The organism is Streptomyces sp. NPDC051051 (assembly GCF_040682975.1).
Classification (GTDB): Bacteria; Actinomycetota; Actinomycetes; order Streptomycetales; family Streptomycetaceae; genus Streptomyces.
Genome location: NZ_JBFBCB010000047.1, coordinates 23,516 through 48,504 on the forward strand (window position 1 = coordinate 23,516; position 24,989 = coordinate 48,504).

At 71.4% G+C, this 24,989-nt stretch carries 25 protein-coding genes; 22 read left to right on the plus strand and 3 right to left on the minus strand.

The window, feature by feature from the left end; translation table 11 throughout:
- The first annotated feature begins 183 nt into the window (after positions 1-183).
- The 5 genes from dop to prcA all read left to right on the plus strand — a co-directional run bounded on the left by dop (position 184) and on the right by prcA (position 4,340).
- Entirely contained in the window at positions 184-1,695 is a 1,512-nt protein-coding gene (gene dop / locus AB0N31_RS28835; protein WP_366061370.1) for a depupylase/deamidase Dop, read from the plus strand.
- 189 nt (positions 1,696-1,884) lie between these two features.
- Entirely contained in the window at positions 1,885-2,103 is a 219-nt protein-coding gene (locus tag AB0N31_RS28840; protein WP_366061371.1) for a ubiquitin-like protein Pup, read from the plus strand.
- A 122-nt stretch (positions 2,104-2,225) separates the two neighbouring features.
- Positions 2,226-2,738 (plus strand): endonuclease VII domain-containing protein, encoded by a 513-nt coding sequence (locus tag AB0N31_RS28845; RefSeq protein WP_366061372.1) that lies wholly within the window; start codon positions 2,226-2,228, stop codon positions 2,736-2,738.
- On the plus strand, positions 2,690-3,535 hold the full coding sequence (prcB, locus tag AB0N31_RS28850) for a proteasome subunit beta (protein ID WP_366061373.1): 846 nt from the start codon (positions 2,690-2,692) through the stop codon (positions 3,533-3,535). Before AB0N31_RS28845 ends, prcB begins: the two co-directional genes overlap by 49 nt.
- Before the next feature lie 58 nt (positions 3,536-3,593).
- On the plus strand, positions 3,594-4,340 hold the full coding sequence (prcA, locus tag AB0N31_RS28855) for a proteasome subunit alpha (protein ID WP_366061374.1): 747 nt from the start codon (positions 3,594-3,596) through the stop codon (positions 4,338-4,340).
- A gap of 72 nt (positions 4,341-4,412) precedes the next feature.
- On the opposite strand, the gene AB0N31_RS28860 is transcribed toward prcA, so the two are convergent.
- Positions 4,413-5,426 carry a LacI family DNA-binding transcriptional regulator gene (locus tag AB0N31_RS28860; protein ID WP_366061375.1) on the minus strand — a complete coding sequence of 338 codons (1,014 nt, stop codon included), beginning with the start codon at positions 5,424-5,426 and terminating at the stop codon, positions 4,413-4,415.
- A 120-nt stretch (positions 5,427-5,546) separates the two neighbouring features.
- Here AB0N31_RS28860 and AB0N31_RS28865 point away from each other — a divergent pair, with 120 nt between their 5' ends.
- The 16 genes from AB0N31_RS28865 (at position 5,547) to AB0N31_RS28940 (ending at position 22,431) form a co-directional block, all read left to right on the plus strand.
- Positions 5,547-6,806 (plus strand): MFS transporter, encoded by a 1,260-nt coding sequence (locus AB0N31_RS28865; RefSeq protein ID WP_366061376.1) that lies wholly within the window; start codon positions 5,547-5,549, stop codon positions 6,804-6,806.
- A gap of 9 nt (positions 6,807-6,815) precedes the next feature.
- Positions 6,816-8,177 (plus strand): Pup--protein ligase, encoded by a 1,362-nt coding sequence (gene pafA, locus AB0N31_RS28870; protein WP_057607036.1) that lies wholly within the window; start codon positions 6,816-6,818, stop codon positions 8,175-8,177.
- Between the two features lie 213 nt (positions 8,178-8,390).
- On the plus strand, positions 8,391-9,401 hold the full coding sequence (locus AB0N31_RS28875; RefSeq protein ID WP_366061377.1) for an FKBP-type peptidyl-prolyl cis-trans isomerase: 1,011 nt from the start codon (positions 8,391-8,393) through the stop codon (positions 9,399-9,401).
- Positions 9,402-9,460: 59 nt separating this feature from the next.
- The gene (locus AB0N31_RS28880; RefSeq protein WP_073495330.1) at positions 9,461-9,832 is read left to right on the plus strand and encodes an FKBP-type peptidyl-prolyl cis-trans isomerase; all 372 of its coding nucleotides are present in this window, start codon (positions 9,461-9,463) and stop codon (positions 9,830-9,832) included.
- A gap of 130 nt (positions 9,833-9,962) precedes the next feature.
- Entirely contained in the window at positions 9,963-10,940 is a 978-nt protein-coding gene (locus AB0N31_RS28885; protein WP_366061378.1) for a WYL domain-containing protein, read from the plus strand.
- An 18-nt stretch (positions 10,941-10,958) separates the two neighbouring features.
- Positions 10,959-12,050, plus strand: a complete 1,092-nt coding sequence (locus AB0N31_RS28890) for a WYL domain-containing protein (protein ID WP_366061379.1) — start codon at positions 10,959-10,961, stop codon at positions 12,048-12,050.
- Entirely contained in the window at positions 12,047-12,340 is a 294-nt protein-coding gene (locus AB0N31_RS28895) for a hypothetical protein (protein WP_366061380.1), read from the plus strand. The genes AB0N31_RS28890 and AB0N31_RS28895 overlap by 4 nt, the downstream gene beginning before the upstream one ends.
- A 20-nt stretch (positions 12,341-12,360) precedes the next feature.
- Positions 12,361-12,555 carry a hypothetical protein gene (locus AB0N31_RS28900; protein WP_366061381.1) on the plus strand — a complete coding sequence of 65 codons (195 nt, stop codon included), beginning with the start codon at positions 12,361-12,363 and terminating at the stop codon, positions 12,553-12,555.
- A gap of 261 nt (positions 12,556-12,816) precedes the next feature.
- A complete protein-coding gene (gene tatA / locus AB0N31_RS28905; RefSeq protein WP_366061382.1) occupies positions 12,817-13,104 on the plus strand; it encodes a Sec-independent protein translocase subunit TatA in 288 nt (95 codons plus the stop codon).
- A gap of 47 nt (positions 13,105-13,151) precedes the next feature.
- A complete protein-coding gene (tatC, locus tag AB0N31_RS28910) occupies positions 13,152-14,096 on the plus strand; it encodes a twin-arginine translocase subunit TatC (RefSeq protein WP_366061383.1) in 945 nt (314 codons plus the stop codon).
- A gap of 128 nt (positions 14,097-14,224) precedes the next feature.
- A complete protein-coding gene (locus tag AB0N31_RS28915) occupies positions 14,225-17,077 on the plus strand; it encodes a DEAD/DEAH box helicase (RefSeq protein WP_366061384.1) in 2,853 nt (950 codons plus the stop codon).
- A gap of 731 nt (positions 17,078-17,808) precedes the next feature.
- Positions 17,809-19,425: an ATP-binding protein gene (locus AB0N31_RS28920; protein WP_366061385.1), complete on the plus strand. Its 1,617-nt coding sequence runs from the start codon at positions 17,809-17,811 to the stop codon at positions 19,423-19,425.
- On the plus strand, positions 19,422-19,829 hold the full coding sequence (locus tag AB0N31_RS28925) for a roadblock/LC7 domain-containing protein (protein ID WP_356563317.1): 408 nt from the start codon (positions 19,422-19,424) through the stop codon (positions 19,827-19,829). Before AB0N31_RS28920 ends, AB0N31_RS28925 begins: the two co-directional genes overlap by 4 nt.
- Complete coding sequence (locus tag AB0N31_RS28930; protein ID WP_366061386.1) at positions 19,826-20,221, plus strand: DUF742 domain-containing protein; 396 nt, start codon at positions 19,826-19,828, stop codon at positions 20,219-20,221. The genes AB0N31_RS28925 and AB0N31_RS28930 overlap by 4 nt, the downstream gene beginning before the upstream one ends.
- Entirely contained in the window at positions 20,202-20,822 is a 621-nt protein-coding gene (locus AB0N31_RS28935) for an ATP/GTP-binding protein (protein ID WP_366061387.1), read from the plus strand. Before AB0N31_RS28930 ends, AB0N31_RS28935 begins: the two co-directional genes overlap by 20 nt.
- Positions 20,823-20,895: 73 nt before the next feature.
- Positions 20,896-22,431, plus strand: coding sequence for a cytochrome P450 (locus tag AB0N31_RS28940; RefSeq protein WP_366061400.1), 1,536 nt, complete (start codon positions 20,896-20,898; stop codon positions 22,429-22,431).
- Here AB0N31_RS28940 and AB0N31_RS28945 read toward each other — a convergent pair.
- Positions 22,425-23,390, minus strand: coding sequence for an RluA family pseudouridine synthase (locus AB0N31_RS28945; protein WP_366061388.1), 966 nt, complete (start codon positions 23,388-23,390; stop codon positions 22,425-22,427). The two genes, AB0N31_RS28940 and AB0N31_RS28945, sit on opposite strands and share 7 nt — an antisense overlap.
- 69 nt (positions 23,391-23,459) lie before the next feature.
- On the opposite strand from AB0N31_RS28945, the gene AB0N31_RS28950 reads away from it, so the two are divergent.
- A complete protein-coding gene (locus tag AB0N31_RS28950) occupies positions 23,460-24,041 on the plus strand; it encodes a GNAT family N-acetyltransferase (protein ID WP_366061389.1) in 582 nt (193 codons plus the stop codon).
- Positions 24,042-24,134: 93 nt separating this feature from the next.
- On the opposite strand, the gene AB0N31_RS28955 is transcribed toward AB0N31_RS28950, so the two are convergent.
- The gene (locus AB0N31_RS28955) at positions 24,135-24,980 is read right to left on the minus strand and encodes a siderophore-interacting protein (protein WP_366061390.1); all 846 of its coding nucleotides are present in this window, start codon (positions 24,978-24,980) and stop codon (positions 24,135-24,137) included.
- Positions 24,981-24,989 lie beyond the last annotated feature (9 nt).

Here is a 24,989-nt window from a genome sequence, read left to right on the forward strand (position 1 = left end):
GCTTTTCGGGCCACGGCTGGAGCAGGCAATGACGCAAATGATCTCCCCACCGGCGCAGAGGCGTTCTAGGCTCATCCGTACCGCCGGGCGCAGTGCGGGGACGGGCACCGCACACGCACCGGAGCACCCGCGGTACTTGAGCGGCGCCCACGACCGAGGGCGCCGCCGGGCAAGGAGGGCCGCATGACCGTACGGCGAGTAATGGGCATCGAGACGGAGTACGGGATCTCCGTCCCCGGTCACCCGAACGCCAATGCCATGCTCACCTCGTCCCAGATCGTCAACGCCTACGCGGCGGCGATGCACCGGGCCCGCCGGGCCCGCTGGGACTTCGAGGAGGAGAACCCGCTGCGGGACGCGCGAGGCTTCGACCTCGCCCGCGAGGTCGCCGACTCCAGCCAGCTCACCGACGAGGACATCGGCCTCGCCAACGTGATCCTCACCAACGGCGCCCGCCTCTACGTCGACCACGCCCACCCCGAGTACAGCTCGCCCGAGGTCACCAACCCGCGCGACGCCGTCCTGTGGGACAAGGCGGGCGAACGGATCATGGCCGAGGCGGCCGAACGGGCCGCGGCCCTGCCGGGCGCCCAGCCGATCCACCTCTACAAGAACAACACCGACAACAAGGGCGCCTCCTACGGCACGCACGAGAACTACCTGATGAAGCGGGAGACCGCCTTCTCGGACATCGTGCGCCACCTCACGCCCTTCTTCGTCTCCCGCCAGGTCTTCGCCGGGGCCGGCCGGGTGGGCATCGGTCAGGACGGGCACGAGCACGGCTTCCAGCTCAGCCAGCGCGCGGACTACTTCGAGGTCGAGGTCGGCCTCGAGACCACGCTCAAGCGCCCGATCATCAACACCCGCGACGAGCCGCACGCCGACGCCGAGAAGTACCGCCGCCTCCACGTGATCATCGGGGACGCCAACCTCTCGGAGATCTCCACCTACCTCAAGCTCGGCACCACGGCCCTGGTCCTGTCGATGATCGAGGACGGCTTCATCGCCGTCGACCTGGCGGTGGACCAGCCCGTCCGCACCCTCCACCAGGTCTCCCACGACCCCACCCTCAAGCGCCTGGTCACGCTGCGCAGCGGCCGCACGCTCACCGCGGTCCAGTTGCAGATGGAGTACTTCGAGCTGTCGCGCAAGTACGTGGAGGAGCGTTACGGGACGGACGCCGACGACCAGACCAAGGACGTCCTGGCGCGCTGGGAGGACACCCTCACGCGCCTGGAGAACGACCCCATGAGCCTGGCCGGCGAACTGGACTGGGTGGCCAAGCGTGAGCTGATGGAGGGCTACCGGCGCCGCGACAGCCTCGACTGGGACGCCGCCCGCCTCCACCTGGTCGACCTCCAGTACGCCGACGTACGGGCCGAGAAGGGCCTCTACAACCGCCTGGTGGCCCGCGGGCGCGTGAAGCGGCTCCTGGACGAGGCGGAGGTCCAGCGGGCCGTGGGCAAGCCCCCGGAGGACACGCGCGCGTACTTCCGCGGCCGCTGTCTGGAGCAGTACGCCGACGACGTGGCGGCGGCCTCCTGGGACTCGGTCATCTTCGACCTGCCGGGCCGCGACAGCCTTCAACGGGTTCCAACCCTGGAACCGCTTCGCGGAACGCGAAATCACGTCAAGGCGCTCCTGGACCGCTGTCGAACGGCAGAAGACCTGGTCAAGGTCTTGTCCGGGAACTGAACGGGTACTCGGCCGGACCCGGGCGCGCGGGGTGGAAACCCCCGCGCCCGGGAATCATCGAGGTGGCACCCGCACGTTGTGGCAACTGCGGGGCCGATGTCGGACCCGGCTTGTAGGGTCTGATCATCACCGATCGGCAGGAATGCCGACCTGTCGACCATGTCGGGCGAACTGAGCGGGGTGAGGGTTATGGCGACCAAGGACACCGGCGGCGGCCAGCAGAAGGCGACGCGCTCCACCGAGGAGACCGAGGAGCAGGCGGCGGAGGCGCAGGCCTCGGACGACCTCAAGGAGCGTCAGGAGAAGCTGAGCGACGACGTGGACTCGGTTCTTGACGAGATTGACGATGTACTCGAGGAGAACGCAGAGGATTTCGTTCGCTCATTTGTTCAAAAGGGAGGCCAGTAGGTAATTTTCCCTTCGAATCGAAGGCGGCTGGGGGCTCGGGGTTGTCGGAGGGTGAAGACGTGAAGCGCTGCTCGAGGTGCAAGCGACATAAGCCGCGAGCAGCGTTCGCGAGCAACAGGCCGATGAGTGATGGACTGCAGGCCTACTGCCGCGAGTGTGCGGCCGCCTACCGTCAGGAGCGGCAAGCGGCCAAGGGCCGGAATGTTCGCCCCGGAGTCGATGTGCCTGACGGGCACAAGTACCGCCGTACATGCGGTGAGATCGAACCGCACAGTGAGTGGACGCGGAATCGCAGTGCTTCTGATGGCCTGGCGACCCTTTGCAGGGTGTGTAAGGCGGTCAAGGGGCGCGCGGGACACCTGAAGCGCAACTATGGCCTCACTGAAGCCGAGCGGGACGCGATGGTTGCTTCGCGAAGAGGCCTCTGCGTGATCTGCCTCAAGGCTCCGGCCGCGCATGTGGATCACTGCCACAAGACGGGTAGGGTCCGTGGCGTACTGTGCTTCAACTGCAATTCGGCCATCGGCAAGTTGGGAGACGACCCCGACGCTGTTCGTCGGGCAGCCGCCTACCTGGAGGGAACTTCGTGGAAGCCAACACTCGTAGCACCGGGCGTCTACCAGCTGCCTTCCTGACGCCTGGGTCCTCGTCCTTCATGGACTTTCTCTCCGACCACCAGCCGGAGCTGCTGCCCGGCAACCGGCAGCTCCCCGCGATGCAGGGCGTGATCGAGGCGCCGCACGGCACGACGATCGTGGCCGTGACCTTCCCCGGTGGTGTGGTGCTCGCCGGTGACCGTCGCGCGACCATGGGCAACGTCATCGCGCAGCGCGACATCGAGAAGGTGTTCCCGGCCGACGAGTACTCGGCCGTCGGCATCGCGGGCACCGCCGGTCTGGCCGTCGAGATGGTCAAGCTCTTCCAGCTGGAGCTGGAGCACTTCGAGAAGGTCGAGGGCGCCCAGCTGTCGCTGGAGGGCAAGGCGAACCGGTTGTCGACGATGATCCGCTCCAACCTGGGCATGGCCATGCAGGGCCTGGCCGTGGTGCCGCTCTTCGCCGGGTTCGACGTGGACCGCGGCAAGGGCCGGATCTTCTCCTACGACGTCACCGGCGGCCGTTCCGAGGAGCACAATTTCGCGGCGACCGGCTCGGGCTCGGTCTTCGCGCGCGGCGCCATGAAGAAGCTCTACCGCCGCGACCTGAGCGAGGAGGACGCCACGACGCTCGTGGTCCAGGCCCTCTACGACGCGGCAGACGACGACTCGGCGACCGGTGGTCCCGATGTCGCCCGCCGGATCTACCCCATCGTCACCGTGATCACCGACGACGGTTTCCGCCGGCTCACCGACGACGAGTCCTCCGAGATCGCCCGCTCGGTGCTGGCACACCGTCTCGAGCAGCCCGACGGTCCCCGGGCCGCGCTGCTGTAGCCGGCCGGCCTCCTGGCAAGGTGATCGAGTGACTTCCACAGAAAGGGACGGATAACCGGTGTCGACGCCGTTCTATGTCTCACCCCAGCAGGCGATGGCGGACCGCGCGGAGTACGCGCGCAAGGGCATCGCCCGTGGTCGCAGCCTGGTCGTGCTCCAGTACGCCGACGGCATCGTGTTCGTCGGTGAGAACCCGTCCCGTGCGCTGCACAAGTTCAGCGAGATCTACGACCGGATCGGTTTCGCCGCCGCCGGCAAGTACAACGAGTACGAGAACCTCCGGATCGGCGGGGTGCGCTACGCGGACCTGCGCGGTTACACCTACGACCGGGACGACGTGACCGCCCGCGGTCTGGCCAACGTCTACGCGCAGACGCTCGGCACCATCTTCTCCTCGGCCGGCGAGAAGCCGTACGAGGTGGAGCTGGTGGTGGCGGAGGTCGGTGAGACGCCGGAGGGCGATCAGATCTACCGGCTGCCGCACGACGGGTCGATCGTGGACGAGCACGGTTCGGTCGCGGTCGGCGGCAATGCCGAGCAGATCGGCAGCTACCTGGACCAGCGCCACCGGGACGGCATGAGCCTCGCCGAGGCCCTGAAGCTCGCCGTGCAGGCCCTGTCGCGCGACACCAACGGCACGCAGCGGGAGATTCCCGCCGAGCGCCTGGAGGTCGCGGTGCTGGACCGCACGCGTCCCCAGTCGCGCAAGTTCAAGCGGATCGTGGGCCGGCAGCTGGGGCGGCTGCTGGAGACCGACGGGGCGTCGACGGAGGCGGAGAGCGCCGAGGAGCCCGAGGAGAAGTAGGGCGGGTCGTTCCTGGTGTGCCCCGGTCGGTTCCACGGCCGGGGCACAGGCGTTTGTGCGGGGGGCGTCCTCTCAGGCCCTGGGCGGGGCCGTGGAGCCCCGGACGACCAGATGGACGGGGATCTGCCCGGCCTCGGGTGTTCGGCCGTCCAGGACCGCCAGCAGGGCCCGCATGCCGTGCTCTCCGAAGAGCTCGGCGTCCAGGCGTACGGTCGTCAGCTCCGGGTCGAGCGCGGCGGCGAGCGCGATGTCGTCGACGCCGGTGACGGAGACGTCGTCGGGCACCCGCAGTCCGCGGCGCCGTACGGCCTTGTAGACGCCGGCGGCGAGTTTGTCGTCGTCGCAGACGACGGCGGTGGGCCGGGGGCCGGGGGAGTCCAGGGCGGCTTCCGTGGCCGTGCGGGCGCCGTCGATGGTCATCGGGGTGGGGGCGGTCCGCAGGGTGGTGCCGGGCACGGCGCCCACGCGTGCGGCCAGCTCGCGCGCGCGTACCTCGAACGTCCAGGAGGGCACGTCGGACGCCAGGTGCAGGAAGTGCCGGTGGCCGAGGTCCAGCAGGTGTTCGGCGACCTGGCGGGCGCCGTCGGCGATGTCGAGGTTGACGGTGGCGGCCCCGAGGCTGCCGTCGGGGTCGCTGTCGAGCATGACGAGGGGCAGCTGGTCGCCGCGGATGGCGGTGAGGGCGTCGGCGGCCATGGAGGAGGCCAGGACGCCGTCCAGGGCGGCGGGGGCGGACGCGAAGGGGTCGGGGGCGGGGCCGATGCCCTCGGGGGAGGGATAGAGCACGACGCCGAAGCCGTGGGCGGCGGCGAGCCGGGCCGCGCCGGTGTAGACGCCGGCGAAGAACTCGGTGGTCAGCTCCGGGACGACCAGCAGGACCGTGCGGGTGCGGCCCAGGCGCAGGTTGCGGGCGGCCAGGTTGGGGCGGTAGCCGAGGTCGCGGGCGGCCTGGCGCACCCGTTCCGCCGTGGTCTCGGAGACGCGGCCGCGCCACTTGTCGCCGAACACCAGGGAGACGGCGGCCTGGGACACGCCCGCGGCCCGGGCGACGTCACGGCTCGTCGGGCGCGTGCTGGCTCGTGCCACCGTGGGCCTGCTCTTTCGTCTGGACGGGTGAACAGCGCACATGGTACGTATGACCGGGAAACGTTATACGTAAAACCTTGGCGGGGCCGACCGCCTCGGGGGAGCCGACGGAGGCGGGACATGGCCGCGGGATACCTGGAGATCCTCAGGGCGCGACACGCGGCCCGGCTCCTCGCCGGCACCCTGGTGGGACGGCTGCCCAACGCCACGGGCGCCATCGCGATCGTGCTGTTCGTGCGCGCCGAGGGCGGCAGCTACACCCTCGCGGGCGTCCTGGCGGCCGTGTACGGCGTGGCCAACGCCGTCGGTCAGCCGCTGCTCGGCCGCCTGGTCGACCTGCACGGCCAGCCGCGCGTGCAGTTGCCCGCCGCGCTCGGCGCGGCCCTCGCCATGGGGGCCTTCGCCTTCACCGGCATCGCCCCGCTCCCGCTGGCCCACGCCCTCGTCGCGGCCGCCGGGCTGTTCACCCCGCCCCTGGAGGGCGGGCTGCGGGCGCTGTGGCCGTCGGTGCTGCGCCGGGAGGACCAGGTGCACACCGCGTACGCCATGGACGCGGTGGCCCAGGAGGTGATGTTCACCGTCGGGCCGCTGCTGGTGACCCTGTGCACCTCGCTCTGGTCGGCGCAGGCCGCCCTGCTGGTCCTGAACGCGCTCGGTGTGCTCGGGGCGCTGACCGTGGCCGTCTCGCCGCCCTCGCGCGCGTGGCGCTCAGCCCCGCGCGAGGCGCACTGGCTGGGCGCCCTGCGCTCGCCCGGTCTGCTCGCGCTGCTCGGCGCCTTCCTGTTCGTCGGCATCGCGCTGGGCTCCATCACGGTGGCCTCCGTGCCGTACGCCGACGACCACGGCGGTGACGTGGTGTACGGCTGGCTGATGGCCGCCCTCGGCCTCGGCGCGCTCGTCGGCGGGGTGGCCTACGGGGCGCGCCGGTGGGTGGGCGTGCCGGAGCGGCGACTGCGGGTCCTGGTGGCGTTCCTGGCGGTGTGTTACCTGCCGCTCGTGCTGATGCCGGGCGCGGTCGCCATGGTGGCGCTCACCGCGTTGGCCGGCGTGTTCCTCGCGCCCGCGCTCGCCTGCGCCTTCGTCCTCATCGACCGGCACGCGCCGCGTGGCACCGTCACCGAGGCGTTCTCCTGGCTGGTGACCACCTTCACGGTCGGTCACTCGCTCGGAACGGCCGTGGCGGGCCCGGTCGTCGAAGCGGGCGGTGCCCAGTGGGGCTTTGCCGTACCGAGCGTGGCGGGTGCCGTGGCATTGGTGGTTTTGCTGGCCACGGGGCGGGTACTCAGGGTTCCCGCCGGAAGTGGGGTGGTTGCGGCTTCACCGGAAAATGATCCGAACCGTGCCGTCGAACCCCGTTTCAGTTCAGGGGATCGGGCGTAATGTTCACTCATGGACCGCCGCATTTTCGGGCTGGAGAACGAGTACGGCGTCACGTGCACGTTCAGGGGACAGCGCCGCCTGTCGCCTGACGAGGTGGCGCGGTACCTCTTCCGCCGTGTCGTGTCATGGGGCCGTAGCAGCAATGTCTTTCTGCGGAACGGCGCCCGCCTCTATCTCGACGTGGGATCGCATCCGGAATACGCGACACCCGAATGTGACAACGTGACCGAACTGGTCACCCACGACAAGGCCGGCGAGCGCATTCTCGAGGGACTCCTGGTGGACGCGGAACGACGCCTGCACGAGGAAGGAATCGCGGGCGACGTCTACCTCTTCAAGAACAACACCGACTCGGCGGGCAACTCCTACGGTTGCCACGAGAACTACCTGGTGGCCCGGCACGGGGAGTTCTCCCGGCTCGCGGACATCCTCATCCCCTTCCTGGTGACCCGGCAGCTGCTGTGCGGGGCCGGCAAGGTGCTCCAGACGCCCCGCGGGGCCGTCTACTGCGTGAGCCAGCGGGCCGAGCACATCTGGGAGGGCGTCTCCTCGGCGACGACCCGTTCCCGGCCCATCATCAACACCCGCGACGAACCGCACGCCGACGCCGAGCGCTACCGTCGCCTGCACGTCATCGTGGGCGACTCGAACATGTCCGAGACGACCATGCTGCTGAAGGTCGGCGCCACCGACCTGGTGCTGCGCATGATCGAGGCGGGCACCGTGATGCGCGACCTCACCCTGGAGAACCCGATCCGGGCGATCCGCGAGGTCAGCCACGACATCACCGGCCGGCGCAAGGTGCGCCTGGCCAGCGGCCGTGAGGCCTCCGCCCTCGAGGTGCAGCGCGAGTACTACGAGAAGGCCGTGGACTTCGTCGAGCGCCGTGGCGTCCGCACCGGCACCGTCGACCAGGTCCTGGAGCTGTGGGGCCGCACGCTGGACGCGATCGAGGCCGAGGACCTCGACCGCATCGGCACCGAGATCGACTGGGTGATGAAGTACAAGCTCATCGAGCGGTACCGGGCCAAGCACAACATGACCATGTCGCACCCGCGCGTGGCGCAGATAGACCTCGCCTACCACGACATCCATCGCCGTCGTGGCCTCTACTACCTGCTGGAGCGCAAGGGCCAGGCCGCCCGGATCTGCAACGACCTGAAGATCTTCGAGGGCAAGTCGGTTCCCCCGCAGACCACTCGGGCGCGGTTGCGCGGCGACTTCATCCGCCGGGCGCAGGAACAGCGGCGGGACTTCACCGTCGACTGGGTCCACCTCAAGCTCAACGACCAGGCGCAACGCACTGTGTTGTGCAAGGACCCGTTCCGTTCGGTGGACGACCGGGTGGAGAAGCTGATCGCCGGAATGTGACCGGACAGCGCGTTTCCCGCTAATGCCGGAACGCAACACGGGCGCCGTACGTTTCCCGTACGGCGCCCTTCTCACGTCGACATGCCGTCCCGGGGGACGACCCCCGGAGCCCCGGCCGAAACGGAACCGGGCCGGAACCTGAATCGGCACGGAATCGTCAGTAAGGTAGCGCGCACGCCATCAGCAAGATCAACCGATTACGAGGCCCCCACCGTGCGCCGACGCTCACTCATTCTCGCCGCCGTACCCGCAGGACTGGTCACGCTCGCCGGATGCGGGGACGACGACTCGTCCGACTCGTCGGGCAAGGTGGACAGCAGCGCGTCGCCCTCCGCCTCGGCCCCCTCCGCCGCGCCCGCCCCCAAGATCGTCGACGGGCCGCTGCCGGCCATCACCGCGGGCACGAAGTTCGGGGAGAAGCCGACGGTCGCCAAGGGCAGCGGCGAGCCCTCCGACCAGCTCGCCGTGAAGACGGTCGTCGCGGGCGGCGGCCGGACCGTCGCGGAGGGCGACTACATCCAGGCCCAGTACCTCGGCCAGATCTGGGACACCGGCAAGGTCCTCGACAACTCCTACGACCGCGGGGCGCCGCTGCTCACCCAGCTCGCGCAGGGCAGCACCATGGAGGGCTGGCGCTACGCCCTGACCGGCAAGAAGGCCGGCAGCCGGGTGCAGTTCGCCGTCCCGCCCACCTGGGGCTTCGGCAAGGAGGGCAACGCGGAGGCGGGCATCAAGGGCACCGACACGCTGGTGTTCGTGTTCGACATCCAGGACACCTTCAACGCCAAGAGCTCGGCCAAGGGCAAGGAGGTCCCCCAGGACGACACCGCCCTGCCGAAGGTCGGCACCAACACCGACGGCAAGGCGCCCTCCGTCGAGATCCCCAAGACCGATCCGCCGAAGAAGCTCGTGTCGGGCTACGTCATCGAGGGCGACGGGGAGGCCGTCGCGGCCGACGACACCGTCCTCGTGCAGTACAAGGGCGTCGTCTGGGACACCGGCAAGGAGTTCGACTCGACGTACAAGCGGTCCGCGCTGACCTCCTTCTCCCTCCAGCAGGTCGTCAAGGGCTGGGCGCAGGGTCTGACCGGCAAGAAGGCCGGCAGCCGCGTCGTCATCGTCATCCCGCCCGACCTGGGGTACGGCGACCAGCCGCCGGCCGGCAGCGGCATCGAGAAGGACTCCACGATGGTCTTCACGGTGGACATCCTCGCGAAGATGTGACGCTGCCGTGATGTAAGACTGTGCTGTTGCCTTTCCGCGAACAAGCAGGAGCGTAAGACGTGAGCATCGAGAAGCCCGAGATCGACTTCCCGGGCGGCGAGCCCCCGGCGGACCTCGAGATCAAGGACATCTGGGAGGGCGACGGCGAGGTGGCGCAGGCGGGCCAGACCGTCTCCGTGCACTACGTCGGTGTCGCCTTCAGCACCGGTGAGGAGTTCGACGCCAGCTGGAACCGCGGCACCCCCTTCCGCTTCCCGCTCGGCGGCGGCCGGGTCATCAAGGGCTGGGACCAGGGCGTGCAGGGCATGAAGGTCGGCGGCCGTCGCCAGCTGACCATCCCGGCCCACCTCGCCTACGGCAACCAGAGCCCGACCCCGGCGATCAAGCCGGGCGAGACGCTGATCTTCGTGGTCGACCTGCTCGGGGTCTGATCGTCGTACGACCGGTCTCGACCAGCCGGGGCCCATGCCTGTCCGGGCGTGGGCCCTCGGCTTTTGCCCGGGCGCCGCGGAGCGGTACGGTCATCCGTCGGAAGCACCACAGGAGAGGCGAAGGGCGTCGATGGCCATTGCCAAGGCAGAGCGGCTGATGAACCTGGCGCTGTGTCTGCTCGGGACGCGGCGGCCGCTCAGCAAGCGCGAGCTGCGTGACTCCATCGAGGCCTACGTCGAGACGTTCGGTTCGGGCAGGGGCGGGGCCGGATCGGACGACTCCTTCAACCGGATGTTCGAGCGGGACAAGGACGACCTGCGCGAGCTGGGCCTCGTCATCGAGACCGTCGAGAGCCTGGACGGCGAGATCGGCTACCTCGCCCGCCGCGACAGCAACCGGCTGCCGGCCATCACCCTCGACGCCGAGGAGGCCGCCGCCCTGGGCCTGGCCGCCAAGGTGTGGCAGCAGGCCAGGCTCGCCGGCGCGGCCAGCGGCGCCCTCCAGAAACTGCGTGCGGCGGGCCTGCCCGAGGACGTCGACCCCTACGAGCCGCACAGTGCCCTGGAACCGCGCATCCCCGTCCACGAGGCCGCGTTCGAGCCGCTGATGCTGGCCTGCCGCGACCGCCGCCCCGTCGTCTTCGACTACCGCAAGGCCACCGCCGCCCGTCCCGAGCCCCGGCACGTCGAGCCGTGGGCCCTGGAGTGCTGGCGCGGCCACTGGTACCTCGCCGGCTGGGACCGCGACCGGGGTGCCGAGCGGGTCTTCCGGCTGTCCCGCATCACCGGCAAGGTGCGCTCGCGCGGTACGGCGTTCAGCGCGCCCGTGCCCGACGTCGTCACCGTCCGCGAGACCGTGGCCGGCTGGGCGGGGGAGACCGCCGACCGCAGCGCGCTGATCCGGCTGCGCGGCGGCTGCGGGTACCCCTTGCGGGCGAGGGCCACGGCGGTGCGGGAGCTGGGCGACGGCTGGGACGAGTTGGAGATTCCGTACGGGCACGGCCTGGACGCCTGGCTGGTGGAGTTCGGGCCGGACGTGGTGGTGCTGGAGCCCGCGGAGCTGCGGGCGGACGTGGTCGACCGGCTGCGCGCCGTGGCCAAGGGCTGAGGGGGAGCGAGCAACACAGTGGCAGGCAAACCGGTCAGGCCGGCGAACGCGATCGACCAGACCCGGCGGATGCTCTCCCTGGTGACGTATCTGCGGGAGCGCCCCGGAGCGCGCATCGAGGACGTCGCCCGCGCCTTCGGGATCACCGAGGACGAGCTGGTCTCCGACCTCGACGTGCTGCCCATGTGCGGCACCAGCTTCCGCGGCGGCGACCTGCTCGACATCGACACCGACGGCGAGCGGATCTGGTGGCACAACCCGGCCGCCCTCGGCGCGGACGCCGCCGAGCCGCTGCGGCTGGCCGCCGACGAGGCGACCGCGCTGCTGGTGGCCGCCCGCGCGGTGGCGACCCTGCCCGGCCTGCGCGAGAGCGACCGCCAGGCACTGCTGCGGGCCACCGCCAAGGTGGAGACCGCGGCCGGGGAGGCGGCGGGCGCCAGTTCCCGCCTGTCGGTGACCTTCGAGTCCGAGGGCGGGGTCTTCGCCGACGTCGACCGGGCGATCTCCGAGCGCCGCCGGCTGTGGATCCGCTACTACTCGCCCGCCCGCGACGAGGTCACCGAGCGCGAGATCGACCCGATCCGTCTCGTCAGCGTCGGGCACACGTACGTGGAGGCCTGGTGCCGCCGCTCCGAGGCGCGCCGCACCTTCCGTCTCGACCGGGTCGCCGAGATCAGGATCCTGGACGAGCCCGCCGCGCCGCCGGAGGTCGAACTGCGGGACCTGTCGGAGGGGCTGGTCCAGCCCGCCGCCGAGGACCCGGAGGTCGTCGTCGAGGTGGGACCCGGCGGACGCTGGGTCGCCGAGTACTACCCGCACGACAGCGCCGACGAACTCCCCGACGGCGGCCTGCGTATCACCCTGCGCACGCCCGAGCCGGCCTCGCTGCGGCGTCTGGCGCTGCGGCTCGGCCGCGACGGCCGCATCGTGGCACCGCAGGACCTCGCCGACAGCGCCCGCCGCGCCGCCCGTGAGGCGCTGGCGGCGTACGACGGAGTGGAGGCCGAGGGGACCGCGGTGGACGGCGGGGCCGCCGACCCCGTCGGCGGGCAGGGCGGCACGGAGCGGGCCGGGCAGGCGCGGGGGCGGATCGAGGGGCGGCAGCGGTGAGCGAGTCGGCGACGACGTCCGGTGTGCGGGGCATCTCGGTGGCCTCGGCGTTCTCGGGCATGACCAGCGTGGCCCCGGTGGTCTTCAGGGCCGGCTGCCCGGACTGCCGCGGTCGTTTCGAACTCGCCGCCGGCGCGCTGCGCCTGGTCGTCGGCGCCTCCAGCCGCACCACCTTCTACTCCTTCACCTGTCCCGACTGCGGCGCCGCCGTGCGCAAGCCGGCCGGGGACCGGGTGGTCGAGCTGCTCACCGGGGGCGGGGTCAGGACCCTGCGGCTGCACACGCCGTAGGAAGGTCTAGGCTCGGCGTCATGTTCTGGCCGATGTTCGCGGTAGCCATGGGTTTTCTGGGTCTCGCCGTCCTCGCGGTGTTCGCCGTCCGGGTCTTCCTGGAGGCGCAGCGTCTCGGCCGTCAGGTATCGGACTCCGCGCAGCGCATCAACCGGGCCGCGGAGGACCTGGAGCGGGCGTCCCTGAGCGCGGCCCGGGCCGTGGACACCCTGTGAGCGCCGCTGTGGCCCTCCTGTGAGTCCCGCGCGGAACACGTTTTGGGACACTTCGCCCTCCCGTCGCGGTGGTCCGGACAGGTACGCTGCTGGTCGCGGACCGGAGAACGAGGCCCGGATCGCGGACCGGGAGTACGCACGGGGATTGCCTCACGTTCACCCCTGAGCGTTACGATCGCTGCCAGCACGATCGTTCGGACAACTGTCCGACCGGTCGGACAGCAATCCCACCCAGCCGCCTCGGTGAGAAGGTAAAGACTTATGTTCGGAAGGCTCGGCGCTCCCGAGATCATTCTCATCCTCGTCGTCATCATCCTGCTGTTCGGCGCGAAGAAGCTTCCGGACATGGCGCGCTCGCTCGGCAAGTCCGCGCGCATCCTCAAGAGCGAGGCCAAGGCGATGAAGGACGACGGCAGCAGCACGGCCACCCCGGCCGGCCCGCCCAACGACGGCGAGCAGCCGCCGGCTCAGCGCACCATCCAGGCTTCCCCCGGTGACGTGACCAGCTCGCGCCCGGTCGGCGAGCCGACGGATTCGACCAAGCGCTGACGCAGGGCCGGTGACCTCCGGCCCGCCGCACGAGATGGGAACGTGGGTTGCTCAAGTCTGCCCGCAAGAAGGAGAAGGACCCAGAGGGGCGGATGCCCCTCGCGGAGCACCTTCGTGAGTTGCGCAACCGGCTCGCGAAGGCGCTGCTGGCCATCGTGGTCGTGACGATCGTCGCCGCCTTCTTCTACAAGGACATCATCGAGTTCTTCACGAACCCGATCCTGACCGCGGTGGGGTGCGACTCGACCTTCGCGGAGCTGGCGCAGCAGGGGAGCGGCAACTGCGCCCGCATCGTCCTGAACGGTCTGCTCACCCCGTTCACGCTCGCCCTGAAGGTCTCCCTGATGGCGGGTGTGATCTTCGCGTCGCCGGTCTGGCTCTACCAGCTGTGGGGCTTCGTCGCGCCGGGTCTGCACCAGCACGAGCGCAAGTACGCCTACGCGTTCGTCGGCACGGGCGTCCCGCTGTTCCTCGGCGGTGCCTTCTTCGCGTACAAGACGCTGCCGACGATGGCGAAGGTGCTCCTCGAGTTCTCCCCGGCGGACCTGGACAACCAGCTGCCGCTCGACGATCTGCTCGACCTCATCGTCCGCATGGTGCTCGTCTTCGGCCTCTCCTTCGAGCTGCCGCTGCTGCTGGTCATGCTCAACCTGACCGGGGCGCTGACCGGCCGGCGCATGATGAGCTGGTGGCGCGGCATGATCATCGGCATCACGGTCTTCGCCGCCGTGGCCACGCCCAGCACCGACCCGCTGACCATGCTGGCGCTCGCCGGGCCGATCTGGATCCTCTACTTCTTCGCGACCGCCTTCTCGCTGCTGAACGACCGCCGCAGGCGCCGCCGCGACGCCCTGGGCCCCGCCGACGACGAGGCCTCCGAGCTGGACCTCACCCCCGAGGCCATCGGTGAGGTCGAGGCGGTGGCCCCGAGCCGGACGCTGCCCGGGCAGACGACCGCGGAGCGGGTCAACGGCTACGACGACGTGACCTGAGCACCGGGACGGACCTCCTCGCGGCCGGCGCGCCCCTGCGGCGCCCGGCCGCGCCGTGTACCCGGGCGGCGACGCACCGTGAGTCCCCGAACTGCCCGGACACGGGCCCCGGGCAGTGGATCCGGATAATGATCGTCCTGTTGTCAGTGCAGCCCGGTACGGTGGAAAGCACGATGACAGAGGACCTCTCACCGGCCGAGCGGTACGCGGCAGCCCGTAAGCGTGCTGTCGAGCAGGCCACCGCGCTCGCCTCCTTCCGCGAGATGTACGACTTCGGTCTCGACCCCTTCCAGATCGAGGCCTGCCAGGCACTCGAGTCGGGCAAGGGTGTCCTGGTGGCCGCCCCGACCGGCTCGGGCAAGACGATCGTCGGCGAGTTCGCCGTCCACCTCGCCCTCCAGCAGGGCAAGAAGTGCTTCTACACGACACCCATCAAGGCGCTGTCCAACCAGAAGTACTCCGACCTGTGCCGTCGCTACGGCGTCGACAAGGTCGGCCTGCTGACCGGCGACAACAGCGTCAACTCCGACGCCCCGGTGATCGTGATGACCACCGAGGTCCTGCGGAACATGCTGTACGCCGGCTCGCAGACCCTCCTCGGCCTCGGCTACGTGGTGATGGACGAGGTGCACTACCTCTCCGACCGCTTCCGGGGCGCCGTGTGGGAGGAGGTGATCATCCACCTCCCCGAATCGGTGACCCTGGTCTCCCTGTCGGCGACCGTGTCCAACGCCGAGGAGTTCGGCGACTGGCTCGACACCGTGCGCGGCGACACCGAGGTGATCGTCTCCGAGCACCGGCCCGTGCCACTGTTCCAGCACGTGCTCGCCGGACGGCGGATGTACGACCTCTTCGAGGAGGGCGAGGGCCACCGCAGGGCCGTCAACCCCGACCTCGCGCGGCTGGCCCGCATGGAGGCGAGCCGGCCGTCGTACCAGGACCGCAGGCGCGGCCGGAACATGCGCGAGGCCGACCGGGAGCGCGAGCGCAGACAGCGGTCGCGGATGTGGACGCCCGGGCGCCCCGAGGTCATCGAACGGCTCGACGCCGAGGGCCTGCTGCCCGCGATCACCTTCATCTTCAGCCGTGCCGCCTGCGAGGCCGCCGTCCAGCAGTGCCTGTACGCCGGGCTGCGGCTCAACGACGAGGAGGCGCGCGAGCGGGTCCGCGCCCTGGTGGAGGAGCGCACCGCCGCCATCCCCCACGAGGACCTGCACGTCCTCGGCTACTACGAGTGGCTGGAGGGCCTGGAGCGCGGCATCGCCGCCCACCACGCGGGCATGCTGCCGACCTTCAAGGAGGTCGTCGAGGAACTGTTCGTCCGCGGCCTGGTCAAGGCCGTCTTCGCCACCGAGACCCTCGCCCTCGGCATCAACATGCCCGCCCGCTCGGTCGTGCTGGAGAAGCTCGTCAAGTGGAACGGCGAACAGCACGCCGACATCACCCCCGGCGAGTACACGCAGCTCACCGGCCGTGCGGGGCGCCGCGGCATCGATGTCGAGGGACACGCCGTCGTGCTGTGGCAGCGCGGCATGAACCCCGACCACCTGGCCGGTCTGGCCGGCACCCGCACCTACCCGCTGCGCTCCAGCTTCAAGCCGTCGTACAACATGGCGGTCAACCTGGTCCAGCAGTTCGGCCGGCACCGCTCGCGCGAGCTGCTGGAGACCTCCTTCGCGCAGTTCCAGGCCGACCGGTCGGTCGTCGGGATCTCCCGGCAGGTGCAGCGCAACGAGGAGGGCCTGGAGGGTTACAAGGCCTCCATGACCTGCCACCTCGGCGACTTCGAGGAGTACGCGCGGCTGCGCCGCGAACTCAAGGACCGTGAGACGGAGCTGGCCAAGCAGGGCGCGGCCCAGCGGCGGGCCGAGGCGGCGGTGGCGCTGGAGAAGCTGAAGCCGGGCGACGTCATCCACGTGCCCACCGGCAAGTACGCCGGGCTGGCCCTCGTCCTCGATCCGGGGCTGCCCGCCGGCCGGGCCAACGGCCATCGCGGCTTCGACCACCAGGACGGGCCGCGCCCGCTCGTGCTGACCGCCGAGCGGCAGGTCAAGCGGCTCGCCGCGATGGACTTTCCGGTGCCCGTCGAGGCGCTGGAGCGGATGCGCATCCCGAAGACGTTCAACCCGCGCTCGCCGCAGTCCCGCCGGGACCTCGCCTCCGCGCTGCGCACCAAGGCCGGGCACATCACGCCGGAGCGCGCCCGCAGGGGCCGGTCCCAGGCCGCCGACGACCGCGAGATCGCCCGCCTGCGCGCCGCGCTGCGCGCCCATCCCTGCCACGGTTGCTCCGACCGCGAGGACCACGCCCGCTGGGCCGAGCGCTATCACCGGCTGCTGCGCGACACCTCGCAGCTGGAGCGCCGGATCGAGGGCCGGACGAACACCATCGCCCGCACCTTCGACCGGATCGTGGCCCTGCTGACCGAACTGGACTACCTGCGCGGCAACGAGGTCACCGAACACGGCAGGCGGCTGGCCCGGCTCTACGGCGAGCTGGACCTGCTGGCGAGCGAATGCCTGCGGGCCGGCGTCTGGGAGGGCCTGGGGCCGGCCGAACTCGCCGCCTGCGTCTCGGCGCTGGTGTTCGAGGCCCGGTCCGGCGACGACGCGATGGCGCCGAAGCTGCCCGCGGGCAAGGCCAAGGCCGCGCTCGGCGAGATGGTGCGGATCTGGGGCCGGCTGGACGCCCTGGAGGAGGACTTCCGGATCAGCCAGACCGAGGGCGTCGGCCAGCGCGAGCCCGACCTCGGCTTCGCCTGGGCCGCCCACATGTGGGCCTCGGGCAAGGGCCTCGACGAGGTCCTGCGGGAGGTCGAGATGCCGGCCGGGGACTTCGTGCGCTGGTGCAAGCAGGTCATCGACGTCCTCGGGCAGATCGCGGCGGCCGCGCCCGCGGAGAGTTCGTCGGTGGCGAGGAACGCCCGCAAGGCGGTCGACGCACTGCTGCGGGGCGTCGTGGCGTACTCGTCGGTGGGCTGAGCGGACGGGGGGACCCCGGCCGAAGCGGTCGCTTCGGCCGGGCCCGGACGGGTGCCGCCGCCCGAGGGACGACGCCGGGTCCGTGAACGGGGCGGGGGCAGGGGTCTGCCGACGGTCCGTGGACGGGGCCGCACGGAGGGTGCGGGGCCCGGTTGCGGTGAGCGCCCTTCCGGCACCGGCGGCGTGCGGGGGCGCCGCCCGGGCCCGTCACCGGGAGGCGCGGCACCTCCGCCTCGGCCGGGCTGACGCACCCGCCCGCGGGGACGATGCGCCGGGTGCGGGGCTTCGGCGAGGCCGTCCGCAGGGCCCCCGGGGCGGTCCGCGTCGCGGACGAGCCGCTCCTCCGCGTACGCCGGGCGATCGACATTCCGTCCGAACGGCGGGTCCGGTTCCGCGCGCCCCGCCCCGCACCTCGCCCCGCGACACCGCCGGGGCGGCCTCGCGCACGGCGGGCGCCCGACGGCGGCCCCGCACTCCCTGGTTCACCTCTCCCGGCGAAGGTTTTCGCACGCTCGTACGCCATTACGCAAAGTGTTCGAATGAACTCCGAGTGTGCGAAACACTCGAGGTTACTCCAGGTGCAGGTGTGGTTTCAGGCGGTTGCGGAACATGGCACGACGGCGATCCGGTCGGATTAAGCTCGCCCGCGGCGCACCGAGTTGAGGCGTATTCGTGCGCTTGTTCCCGGATATCCCGATGATGCCGACAGATCCCCTACAGAGGGTGCCCACATGGTGAGTGTTCAGTCCCCACCCGGTCGCCGCGAACCGGCCCACGTCCGCACGGTGTTGCTGCCGGCGACAGTGATGGCCGCGGCGACCGGAGCGGCCGTCGCCCTGGTGGCGACCCCGGCCCGGACGGCCGTCGGCGTCTGCGGAGCCGTCGCCACCCTCCTGGTGGTCCTCGCCGGCACCGAGTCGGTGCGCCGCGGCCGTCAACTGAACGAACTGCGCGCGGAGAAGGACCGCCGGATCGGGAATCTGGAACGCCGGGTCTCCGCCCACGAGGAGCAGAACCTCCGGCTCGCCGACTACTTCGTCCCCCAGGCGGTGGCCTGGCTGCGCGCCGGCAACTCGCCCCGAGAGGTGATGCTCCACTTCGCCGACGTGGACGCCGGCTACCGCGACCTCGGCGAGGGCCAGCGCAAGGTGGTCAAGACGATCCTCGAGATCGTCGACCACGAGGAGGCCCTGCGCGACTCCGCCCAGCGCTCGTTCGTCAGCGTCGCCCGGCGCGTCCAGGCCATCGTGCACCAGCAGGCCGCGGAACTGCGGGAGATGGAGGAGGACCACGGCCGCAACCCCGAGGTCTTCGACGACCTGCTGCGCATCGACCACGGCACCGCCCTGATCGGCCGCCTCGCCGACTCCATCGGCGTGCTCGGCGGCGGCCGCCCCGGCCGCAACTGGCCCCAGCCCGTGCCGCTCTACAGCGTGCTGCGCGGCGCCATGTCCCGCATCCTGGAGTACCGCCGCATCCAGCTCGACTCCATCGCCAAGGTCAACATCCGCGGCCTGTCCGTCGAACCGCTGATCCACGCGCTCGCCGAACTCCTCGACAACTCGACCCGCTACTCGCCGCCCACCAGCAAGGTGCACGTCAACGCCGTCGAGGTGCAGACCGGTATCGCGATCGAGATCGAGGACGCCGGCGTCAGCCTCAGCGAGGAGGCCCGCGCCAAGGCCGAGCGCATGCTGGAACAGGCCATGGCCGGTGTCGACATCCAGGACGTAGGGGGCACCCCGCGCCTCGGGCTCGCGGTCGTCGGCCGGCTCTGCACGGCGTTCAACATGCAGGTCTCCCTGCGCACTTCGGCCTACGGCGGCGTCCGTGCCGTACTGATCGCGCCGAGCGAGATGGTCACCTCCGACCCCGCGCCCGGCTTCGCCCACGGCATCGGCGCCACCGCCGTACCACAGATCGACCTGGGCAACATCGAGAGCCCGAAGAGGCCTCCGAAGAAGCGCCGCCCCACCAATCCGAGGATTCCGGCGGGTGTCTCCCTGGACGACGACGAGGTACCCGAGGTCACCGAGTGGACCGACAAGGGCCTGCCGCAGCGCCGCAGCAAGACCACCATCCCGATCAGCCAGCGCTACCGCGAGGCGTACGCCGCCCAGGCGGCCGAACGCGCCGGTGAGCCGGACCCGTTCGCGCGACCCGAACCCGAGCTCGCCGTCAAGCGGCAGGAGCCCGGCGTCGCCTTCGAGGCGTTCTGGGAGGGACTGAAGAAGGAGGCCCCTCCCGGGCACCATCCGACGGACTTCACCCGCAATCCCACCGCCTACCTGCATCTGCTCAAGGACAAGGCCAAGTTCGAGGCCGACGATGAAGGGGACCTCACGTGATCCAGCAGCGCCAAAACTTCGACTGGCTGCTCAAGGAGCTGTACGACGGGGTTCCGGGCATCGAGATGATCGTCGTGCTCTCGGCCGACGGACTGCGCATCGCCCGCTACGCCGGTGATCCCGACGCCGCCGACCGGGTCGCGGCGGCCTGCGCCGGCCTCCAGAGCCTGGCCAACGCCGTCGCCCAGGAGATCCACTCCAGCGACGGCGAGATGAACCTGGTCATGATCGAGCTGAACGGCGGCTACTTCTACATGATGTCCGCCGGCGCCAACGCCTACCTCGCCGTTCTCGCCGACGTACGCTGCGAGGCCGGCCGGATGAGCGCCATGATGCGCGACCTCGTGGTGCGGATCGGTGCCCATCTGACCAGCCCGCCCCGGCGGAACGGGCAGAGCGTATGACGCCTCCGCAACGCCGGCGGCGCGCCCCCGTCCCGGAACCGCCGTCGCAGCCGTCGAAGGAGGGGGAGGGCAAGAACCCCGAACGGCTCTACATCATCACCGGCCCGGACGGCGAACGCGCCCCGCTCGACCTCGTCACCCTGATCGTGGCGCGCGCCGAACCGCCCTCCTCCGCCACCCCGGAGCAGTCGGCGGTGCTGCGGATGTGCCGGGCTCCGCTGTCGGTGGCCGAGGTGTCGGCCTACCTCGGCCTGCCGTTCAGCGTGGTGACGGTGCTGCTCACCGAGATGCTGGCGGCCGAACTCGTCCAGGCGCGCGCCCCGATCGTCCGGCAGCACCTCCCCGACCGTTCCCTCCTCGAAGCGGTGATGCATGGACTTCAACGGCTCTGACACCGTCCCCGGCCCACGCGCCGAGGACCATCTGCCGCAGACGACCACGGCGGCCGCCAAGATCGTCATCGTGGGCGGCTTCGGCGTCGGCAAGACGACCATGGTCGGGTCGGTCAGCGAGATCAAGCCGCTGACCACCGAGGAGACCATGACGCAGGCCGGTATCGGCATCGACGACAACTACGGCTCCGACACCAAGACCGCCACCACCGTCGCCATGGACTTCGGCCGCATCCGCATCACGGACCAGGTCGTGCTCTACCTCTTCGGCACCCCCGGCCAGGAGCGGTTCTGGTTCCTGTGGAACGGCCTGTTCGAGGGCGCCCTCGGCGCGGTCGTCCTGGTCGACACCCGTCGCCTGGAGGTCAGCTTCGAGGTCATGGGCCGGCTGGAGGAACGCGGCGTGCCCTTCGTGGTCGCCGTCAACACCTTCCCCGACGGCCCCCGTTACCCGCTGGAGGACCTGCGGGGCGCCCTCGACCTGCCGCCCGAGGTCCCGATCGTGGAGTGCGACGTGCGCCGCCGGGCCTCCAGCCGCGACGTGCTGATGACACTGACGCGCTTCCTGCACGACCTCGCGCGGACCGGCAGCCTGACCTGACACCCGCCCGCCCCCTACCTCCCGGACCCTCCCGGATCCCTTTCGGAGCGACCCAGTGACGCCTGACCACCCCATGACGACCGGCCCGCACGACCTCGCCCTCGACCCGCCGCCCGGCTGCCCCGCGCACGGCCGTGGCCCCGGCGGACTGCACCGGCTCTACGGGCCCGGCGCGGAGGACCTGGACGACCTCTACGAGCAACTGCGCGAGAAGCACGGACCGGTGGCGCCCGTACTGCTCCACGACGACGTGCCGATGTGGGTGGTCCTCGGCCACGCCGAGAACATGCACATGGTCCGCACGCCCTCCCAGTACAGCCGCGACAGCCGCATCTGGACGCCGCTGGTGGACGGCACGGTCAAGCCCGACCACCCGCTCATGCCGCACATCGCCTGGCAGCCCATCTGCTCCCACGCCGAGGGCGACGAGCACAAGCGGCTGCGCGGCGCGGTCACCGCCGCCATGGCCACCATCGACGACCGCAGCCTGCGCCGGTACATCTACCGGTCCACCCAGCGCCTGGTCAACCGCTTCTGCGAGCGGGGCCGGGCCGAGCTGGTCGGCCAGTTCGCCGAGCACCTCCCGATGGCCGTGATGTGCCACGTCCTCGGCATGCCCGAGGAGTACGACGACCGCATGGTCCACGCCGCCCGGGACGCGCTCAAGGGCACCGAGACCGCGATCGCCAGCCACACCCACGTCATGGAGGCGCTGAGCCGGCTCACCGCCCGCCGCCGCGCCGAACCCCAGGACGACTTCACCAGCCATCTCGTGCTGGACCCGGCGGAACTGACCGACGACGAGGTCCGGGAGCATCTGCGCCTGGTGCTCTTCGCCGCCTACGAGGCCACGGTCAACCTGCTCTCCAACGCCCTGCGGATGGTCCTCACCGACCCGCGGTTCCTCGCCCAGCTCAACGGCGGGCAGATGACGGTGCCGGAGGCGGTCGAGCAGTCCCTGTGGGACGAGCCGCCGTTCAGCACGGTCTTCGCCTACTTCGCCAAGCAGGACACCGAACTGGGCGGTCAGCGCATCCGCCGGGGCGACGGTCTCCTCTTCGCGCCCGCGCCCGGCAACGTGGACCCGCGGGTCCGTCCCGACCTGTCCGCCAGCATGCAGGGCAACCGCGCCCACCTCGCCTTCGGCGGCGGTCCCCACGAGTGCCCCGGCCAGGACATCGGGCGCGCCATCGCCGACGTCGGCGTCGACGCCCTGCTCACGCGCCTGCCGGACGTGCAGCTCGCCTGCGCGGAGGAGGACCTGCGCTGGACGACGTCGATCGCCTCGCGGCACCTCATGGAACTGCCGGTCCGCTTCGAGCCGAAGCCCCAGCAGGACGTCATGGTCAGGCCGGCCCACGGCGCGCTCCCGCCGCCGCGTCCGCTCGTCCCGGTGACCCCCGGCACCACGTCGGAGCCCGGCGCCGTGCCCGCCGTTCCGCCCCTGGCCACCCGTCTGCCGCCGCCCGCCGAGCCACGGCCGGCGACCGTCCCGCGGCCCCAGCCCCAGCCCGAGCCCCGGCCCGCGCCCGCACCGGCCGGCGCTCCCGAGCCGGCCCGTCGGGCGAGCGCCTGGCGGCGCTTCCTCGACTGGTGGCGCGGCTACTGATCCCAGGCGCGCCCGCCGCCCCGGCCGTCGTACGACGACCAGGCGGCCAGCGTCCGCCGGCTCCGCAGCCGGTGCTCCACCCCCGTCACCGGATCGGTGAACTCCAGCTCCCGCGCCAGCAGTTGCAGCGGGCGCCGGAAGTCGCCGGCCGGGCCGGGGGCGGTCACCTCGGGGTAGAGGGGATCGCCGAGTACGGGCACGCCCAGCGCGCTCATGTGCACCCGCAGCTGATGGGTCTGTCCGGTCCGCGGGACCAGCCGGTAGCGGGCGAGCCCGTCCGGCCGGTGCTCGACCAGTTCGACCCGGCTGACCGCGTTGGGCTCGCCCGGCACCTCACGGGCGGTCAGCGTCCCGCGTTCCTTCACGATCCGGCTGCGCACGGTCACCGGCAGGGCCAGCCCCGGATCGTACGGCGCGACGGCCTCGTACACCTTGCGGACCAGGCGGTCGCGGAAGAGGGTCTGGTAGGCGCCGCGCTCCTCGGGGCGCACGGTGAACAGCACCAGGCCCGCGGTGAGCCGGTCCAGGCGGTGGGCGGCGCCGAGCGCGGGCAGCCCCAGCTCCCGCCGCAGCCGGGCCAGCGCGGTCTCGGTGACATGGCTGCCGCGCGGTGTGGTGGCGAGGAAGTGGGGCTTGTCGGCCACGACGACGTGCTCGTCGCGGTACACGACCTCCAGCGGGAACGGCACCGGCTCCTCGGCGGGCAGGTCCCGGTGGAACCAGACGAACATCCCCGGCGCGTACGCCGTGTCCGCCGCCACCGCCCGCCCGTCGGCCCCGACGATCCGCCCCGCCGCGAACAGCGCGTCCACGGCCTCGGCCCGCTCCGGGCCGAACCGCTCCGCCAGATGCTCCCGCACGGTCGCCCAGGGGCCGTCGCCCGGCAGCCGTACCCGGACCGGATCGACCCCTTCGCGCTGCGGGAGGGGGGACGGCGGGGGAGCGGTGCGGCGTCTCATCGGGATCCACCCTACGGCCGCCGCGAAAACCTGCTGGCATGTTCCCGCCCGGTGGCCAGGCTTCCCGGCATGCCCTTCCTGACCGATCCCGTCCTCCCCGCCGGCACCCTCGCCACGTCCCCCCAACCGGTCGTCCCCACCGGCGACGGTCTCCTCCTGCGGCCCTGGCGGGCGACGGACGCGCCCGCCGTCCACGCCGCCTTCCAGGACCCGCTGCTGCACCGGTGGCACGTCCGGGCCGCCGACTCCGTCGCCGAGGTCACCGGCTGGATCGAGGAGTGGCCGGCCGATTGGGCCGAGGAGAGGACCGCCCAGTGGGCCGTCGTCGACGCGGACACCGGCGCGCTGCGCGGACGCGTGGCGCTGCGCGGCATCGAACTGGGCGACGGCACGGCCGAGGTGGCCTACTGGACCACGGCGGCCGCCCGAGGCCGGCGTGTCGCCGTACGTGCCACGACCGCCCTGTCCCGCTGGGCCCTCGACGAGATCGGCTTCCACCGCCTCGAACTGCTGCACGCCACGTCCAACGAGGCGTCCTGCCGGGTGGCCGCCAGGTCCGGCTTCCTCCTGGAGGGCACCAAGCGCAGCGCGGCCCTCCACCAGGACGGCTGGCACGACATGCACCTGCACGCCCGGGTGCGGGGCGACTGACCGGGCCGGGCACGCCCATGAAGCCCGCCTCGGATGCGGTGCTGCGGCGTCAGGGGGAGCGGCCCGCTCCGGTGCGGGCCGCCTGCCGCGGTGTCAGGCGGCCGGCGTGGCGTTCTCCTGCTCGGCCTCCACGCGCGCGTTCCACTCCCGCTTGCCGGCCTGCCAGCCGTCCTCGTCCTGGCCGAGCCGCCAGTACCCGGACACCGACAGGTCCTCGCGGGGGACCTGCAGCTCGACCCGCAGCAGCTTGCGCAGCTCCTTCACGAAGGTGGCCTCGCCGTGCACGAAGGCGTGCAGCCGGCCCTCGGGGAACTCCAGCGCGCGGACGGCCTCCACGAGCCGCTCGCCGACCGGACGATCGCCGCGGTGCAGCCAGACGACCTCCACATCGGAGTCGATCTTCTGCTCCTCCTCGGGCCCGGAGACCTCGATGAAGGCGTGCGCCACGGTACCGGCGGGCAGCGACTCCAGTGCCGCCGCGATGGCGGGCAGCGCGCTCTCGTCACCGGCCAGCAGATGCCAGTCGGCGGCCGGGTCGGGGGCGTAGGCGCCACCGGGGCCCATGAAGCGGACGGTCTCGCCCGGCCGGACGCGGGCCGCCCACGGCCCGGCGAGGCCCTCGTCGCCGTGCAGGACGAAGTCCAGGGTCAGCTCGCGGTGCTCGGTGTCCCAGTGGCGCACGGTGTACGTCCGCGTCACGGGCCACTGCTCGCGGGGGAACTCCGCGCGGATGCGCTCCAGGTCGAAGGGCTCCGGGTAGGTCACGCCCTCGGGCCCGAACAGCAGCTTCACGTAGTGGTCGGTGCAGGTGTCGGCGGTGAACCCGGCCAGCCCCTCCCCGCCGAGGACGACGCGCTGCATGTGGGGGGTGAGCCGTTCGGTGCGGACGACCTGCGCGGAACGGGGCTTCCGCGGTTTCCGTGCCGGACGTTCTGCCATGACGGCCTC

What these genes read in the sequence shown, in the direction of transcription:
- AB0N31_RS28915 (WP_366061384.1), top strand. Translation starts at nt 14,225, where the DNA reads ATGATCGTCCTGTTGTCAGTGCAGCCCGGTACGGTGGAAAGCACGATG.
- AB0N31_RS28940 (WP_366061400.1), top strand. Translation starts at nt 20,896, where the DNA reads ATGACGACCGGCCCGCACGACCTCGCCCTCGACCCGCCGCCCGGCTGC.
- AB0N31_RS28920 (WP_366061385.1), top strand. Translation starts at nt 17,809, where the DNA reads ATGGTGAGTGTTCAGTCCCCACCCGGTCGCCGCGAACCGGCCCACGTC.
- AB0N31_RS28845 (WP_366061372.1), top strand. Translation starts at nt 2,226, where the DNA reads ATGAGTGATGGACTGCAGGCCTACTGCCGCGAGTGTGCGGCCGCCTAC.
- AB0N31_RS28885 (WP_366061378.1), top strand. Translation starts at nt 9,963, where the DNA reads ATGGCCATTGCCAAGGCAGAGCGGCTGATGAACCTGGCGCTGTGTCTG.
- AB0N31_RS28930 (WP_366061386.1), top strand. Translation starts at nt 19,826, where the DNA reads ATGACGCCTCCGCAACGCCGGCGGCGCGCCCCCGTCCCGGAACCGCCG.
- AB0N31_RS28935 (WP_366061387.1), top strand. Translation starts at nt 20,202, where the DNA reads ATGGACTTCAACGGCTCTGACACCGTCCCCGGCCCACGCGCCGAGGAC.
- AB0N31_RS28865 (WP_366061376.1), top strand. Translation starts at nt 5,547, where the DNA reads ATGGCCGCGGGATACCTGGAGATCCTCAGGGCGCGACACGCGGCCCGG.
- AB0N31_RS28950 (WP_366061389.1), top strand. Translation starts at nt 23,460, where the DNA reads ATGCCCTTCCTGACCGATCCCGTCCTCCCCGCCGGCACCCTCGCCACG.
- AB0N31_RS28840 (WP_366061371.1), top strand. Translation starts at nt 1,885, where the DNA reads ATGGCGACCAAGGACACCGGCGGCGGCCAGCAGAAGGCGACGCGCTCC.
- pafA (WP_057607036.1), top strand. Translation starts at nt 6,816, where the DNA reads ATGGACCGCCGCATTTTCGGGCTGGAGAACGAGTACGGCGTCACGTGC.
- tatA (WP_366061382.1), top strand. Translation starts at nt 12,817, where the DNA reads ATGTTCGGAAGGCTCGGCGCTCCCGAGATCATTCTCATCCTCGTCGTC.
- AB0N31_RS28900 (WP_366061381.1), top strand. Translation starts at nt 12,361, where the DNA reads ATGTTCTGGCCGATGTTCGCGGTAGCCATGGGTTTTCTGGGTCTCGCC.
- dop (WP_366061370.1), top strand. Translation starts at nt 184, where the DNA reads ATGACCGTACGGCGAGTAATGGGCATCGAGACGGAGTACGGGATCTCC.
- AB0N31_RS28945 (WP_366061388.1), bottom strand. Translation starts at nt 23,390, where the DNA reads ATGAGACGCCGCACCGCTCCCCCGCCGTCCCCCCTCCCGCAGCGCGAA.
- AB0N31_RS28955 (WP_366061390.1), bottom strand. Translation starts at nt 24,980, where the DNA reads ATGGCAGAACGTCCGGCACGGAAACCGCGGAAGCCCCGTTCCGCGCAG.